The sequence below is a fragment of the Streptomyces sp. NPDC060184 genome (assembly GCF_042728795.1).
Taxonomy (GTDB): Bacteria; Actinomycetota; Actinomycetes; order Streptomycetales; family Streptomycetaceae; genus Streptomyces.
In genome coordinates this window covers 1-3319 of sequence record NZ_JBHWYX010000095.1, presented here as the reverse complement: position 1 = coordinate 3319, position 3319 = coordinate 1, and the positions used below count along the sequence as shown (strand labels likewise).

Here is a 3319-nt window from a genome sequence, read left to right as displayed (position 1 = left end):
GGGGCTGGGGCGGGGCGGGCGGGTGGGGCGGGTGTGGTTCGTTTGGTGCGGTTGGTGCGTCACCGGTTGCCGGTGGCGCGACGGATTTTCAGGCATTAGAAATTGGCAGCCAGTTAGTGCGTACTGGAACAGTAAGCGCTACCGATATATCGGCCATGCCCGGCAACGGAATGAGTTCCCCGGGCCCGGTAGCACGTTCCGAGCAAGGAAATTCGATGACGGATACAGGCCGGAGTCCCGGCGCCCGGCGCCGGGAGCGGCAGCCCTCTTCGCCGCGGTCGCACCGGGTCCCGCTCTCGTTCAACGTGGTCGAGATGGACGTTCTGCGCGCGGCTGCGGCACGGGAGTCGATGGCGCCCGCGTCCTGGGCGGCGCGGGCGGTGATGGCGGTCGCCCAGCACGTCCTGGTCCCGGTGTCCGCCGAGCGGGCCGACGTGCTGCGCGAGTTCGTCCGGGCCCGCGCCGAGCTCCGCGAGACCGCCGCCGTACTCGACCGTCTGACGGCCCGCCACGCCTCCGGTCCGGAGTCGGCGCGGGCCGTCGACGGCCCTGCCCGCGAGGGGGTTCACGCCGTTGCCGAGAACACGGTCGTGGAGGCGGTGGAGGACCGGGTCCGTGACGTCCTGGACGATGTCCGGCGGGCTGTGGCCCGGGTCGACGCGGCGACGCTCCAGGTGATGCGGGAGAGGCGCGAGCGGCCGTGATGCCGAAGAAGCCCGACGGCGGCCGGAACACCGTCGAGCTGCTGGAGTACCTCTTCGGTCCGGGCCACCACGACGAGCACACCGATCCCCACCTCGTCGCCGCGTGGGACCCCGATCTGCCCTGCCCCGCACGGGATGCGGCCCGGACGACGCTGGGCGATCTCGCGCTGCTCCTGGACGCCCCCGTCGAAGCGCTGGCCGGCCCCCGGCCCGCCGAGCACGTCTGGCACGTCTCGGTCCGTAACCACCCCGACGACCCGCTCTTCACGGACGAGCGGTGGGCGCGGGTCGCGATCGAGATGGTCCACGCGGCGGGGATCGCCGAGCGCGGCGACGAGCACGCGTGCCGGTGGGTCGCGGTCCGTCACGCCCCGGACCACATCCACCTCGTCGCGACGACGGCCCGCGTCGACGGCCGCCGGCCCCGGTTGCGCGGTGACGTCGTCCGGATGCACGCCGCCGCCCGTGCGTTCGAGGCGGCGTGGGACCTGGTCCCGATGTCGCCGGGGGACCGGACGGCGCGCCGGGCCGCGAGCACGGGGGAGCGGGAGAAAGCCGACCGGCGGGGGCTGCTGGAGACGGCCCGCGAGTCCCTCCAGCGCACCGTCCGCCACACCGCCGCCCTCGCGACCGGCGACACGGATTTCCTGGACCGGCTCCGCGACCAGGGCCTGCGCGTGCGCGAGCGCCGCGACGAGGCGGGGGTCCTGCTCGGGTACGCGGTCGCGCTGCCCGGCGACCGCGCCGACGGCGGGATGCGACCCGTCTGGTTCTCCGGGAGCTCGCTGGCCCACGACCTGTCCCTGCCCCGGGTCCGCGAGCGCTACGACGCCCCGGCCGGGCCGGTCGACTGGACGGCCGCCGAGCACCACATCCGACAGGCCGCCGCCCTGCTGGAGCGCGCCGGACGCACCGAGGGCGCCGGGGACGTCGCCGCCCTCGGCGACCTCCTGGCCGTCGCCGCCGCCCACGCCCCCGCGCTCGTGCGCGCACGCCTCACGCAGGCGGCCGACGCGTTCGAGCAGGCCGGCCGCGCCCCCGGCGCCCGCACCCTCGAAGGCCGCGCCCGCTCCTCCTGGCGGGCCGCGGCCCGGGCCCTGGAACACGCCCCCCGGATCGGACGCGGCAGCGGGGGAGCGGCCGTCGTCCTGCACCTGCTGACCGCCCTCGTCGAAGCCGTCGACGCCGCCTACTGCTGGCACCAGACGCAGCAGTACCGCGCGCAGGCACGCGCCGCGGCCGACGCCGCCGTGCTGCTGCGCCGGGCCGCCGAGGAAGCCGGCGCCCCCGCTCCCCGCTCCCCGGCCCGGGCCGGGGCCCGTACGCCCGCGCCCGCCCGAACGCCCGGCCGTAGCCCGGCCGGACCCGCCCTCGTTACCAGGAGGATGCCGCCGCACACGCCCGGCGACCGGCCCGGACCGTCCCGTACCCGCTGACCGTCTCCGAAGGAGCCCTGCCCGTGTCCACCCCCGCCCCCGCCGTCGGCGAACCGGTCTCCGAGGCGCTCGCCGAGGCCGCGCAGACCGCCGCCGTGTCCGTACGCCTCCTCCTCACGATCGCGGACGCGGTCCGCCGCGCCGCCCGCCACCGCACCGGCCGACCCGACGACGAGCTCGGCGAGGACGCGACGAAACTCGCCCCCGGCTGGGCCATCGACCAGCTGCGCACGACCGTGTCCGACGACGTCCTCACCGCGCTCACCACCGCGGCGGACTGGCCGCTGATGGCCCGCCACCTCGCGACCCTGCAGGCCGCGGGCGTCGACCTGACCGTGCTCCTGCCCCAGCTCGGCCAGGTCGCCACCACCGTCCACCAGGCCGTCACCGCGAACGCCGCCCGTGTCCGGGCCGAGGGCACCGACCGGTGGGCCGACCTGCTGCGCGCGACGCTCCCCGAGGGCGTCGTGCGCGACGCGATCCTCTCCTCCCCGGCCTGGCCCGAGATGGCCGCCGCGCTCGACCGCCTCGACGCCCGAGGTGTCGACGTCGCCCGCGTCCTGAGGGCCGCGCACGCCCAGGGCGAAGGCATCGACCGCACCCTGGCCGCCGTCCTGGCGACCCCGCCCCCCCGCCCCCGCCGCCCGCACGGCCCCCGCCGCCGCTTCCCGTACCGCCGTCCTGGCGACCCCGCCCTCCGCCGCCGCTCGCACGGCCCCTGCCGCCGCTTCCCGTGCCGCCGCCGCTCGCACGGCCCCTGCCGCCGCTTCCCGTGCCGCCGCCGCTCGCACGGCCCCTGCCGCCGCTTCCCGTGCCGCCGCCGCTGGGGTGGCGCCCGGACCGGTCCCCGCCGCCGGCATGCCGCTGGTGCCCTCCCAGCCCACCGCCGTGCCCGCGGGGGTGGCGGTCTCGGGAGCGAGCAGGGACGCGCGGCTGATGTGGGGGACGCTCACCGCAGGACTGACGGTCCCTCACAACCTGGACCTCTCCGACCGGGCGAAGGCATTGAGTCAGCTGGACGTCCGGCCCGCCGAGAACAGCCGCTTCGTGGCGGTCCTCCAGGACGTCCTCGGTACGGAGACCGGCCTGTTCGTCAGCGCCCGCCCCTGGCTCCTGCTGGCCCTGCGCATGAAGACCGTCGTCGAGGGCCCGGACGGCGAGCGGGGCCTGCGGGCGCGC

At 77.0% G+C, this 3319-nt stretch carries 2 protein-coding genes and 1 pseudogene; all 3 read left to right on the top strand.

Translation table 11 applies throughout. The annotated features are described in order from the left end of the window. Positions 1–215: 215 nt before the first annotated feature. Positions 216–704 carry a hypothetical protein gene (locus ACFWEE_RS32570; RefSeq protein WP_386894841.1) on the top strand — a complete coding sequence of 163 codons (489 nt, stop codon included), beginning with the start codon at positions 216–218 and terminating at the stop codon, positions 702–704. Next, positions 704–2140 carry a mobilization protein gene (locus ACFWEE_RS32565; protein ID WP_386894839.1) on the top strand — a complete coding sequence of 479 codons (1437 nt, stop codon included), beginning with the start codon at positions 704–706 and terminating at the stop codon, positions 2138–2140. Before ACFWEE_RS32570 ends, ACFWEE_RS32565 begins: the two co-directional genes overlap by 1 nt. Before the next feature lie 867 nt (positions 2141–3007). Continuing rightward, positions 3008–3319, top strand: a pseudogene (locus ACFWEE_RS32560) (hypothetical protein); the annotation flags it as partial.

Bases quoted from the DNA above. Each gene is read 5' to 3' on its own strand.
- ACFWEE_RS32570 (WP_386894841.1), top strand. From the start codon at position 216: ATGACGGATACAGGCCGGAGTCCCGGCGCCCGGCGCCGGGAGCGGCAG.
- ACFWEE_RS32565 (WP_386894839.1), top strand. From the start codon at position 704: ATGCCGAAGAAGCCCGACGGCGGCCGGAACACCGTCGAGCTGCTGGAG.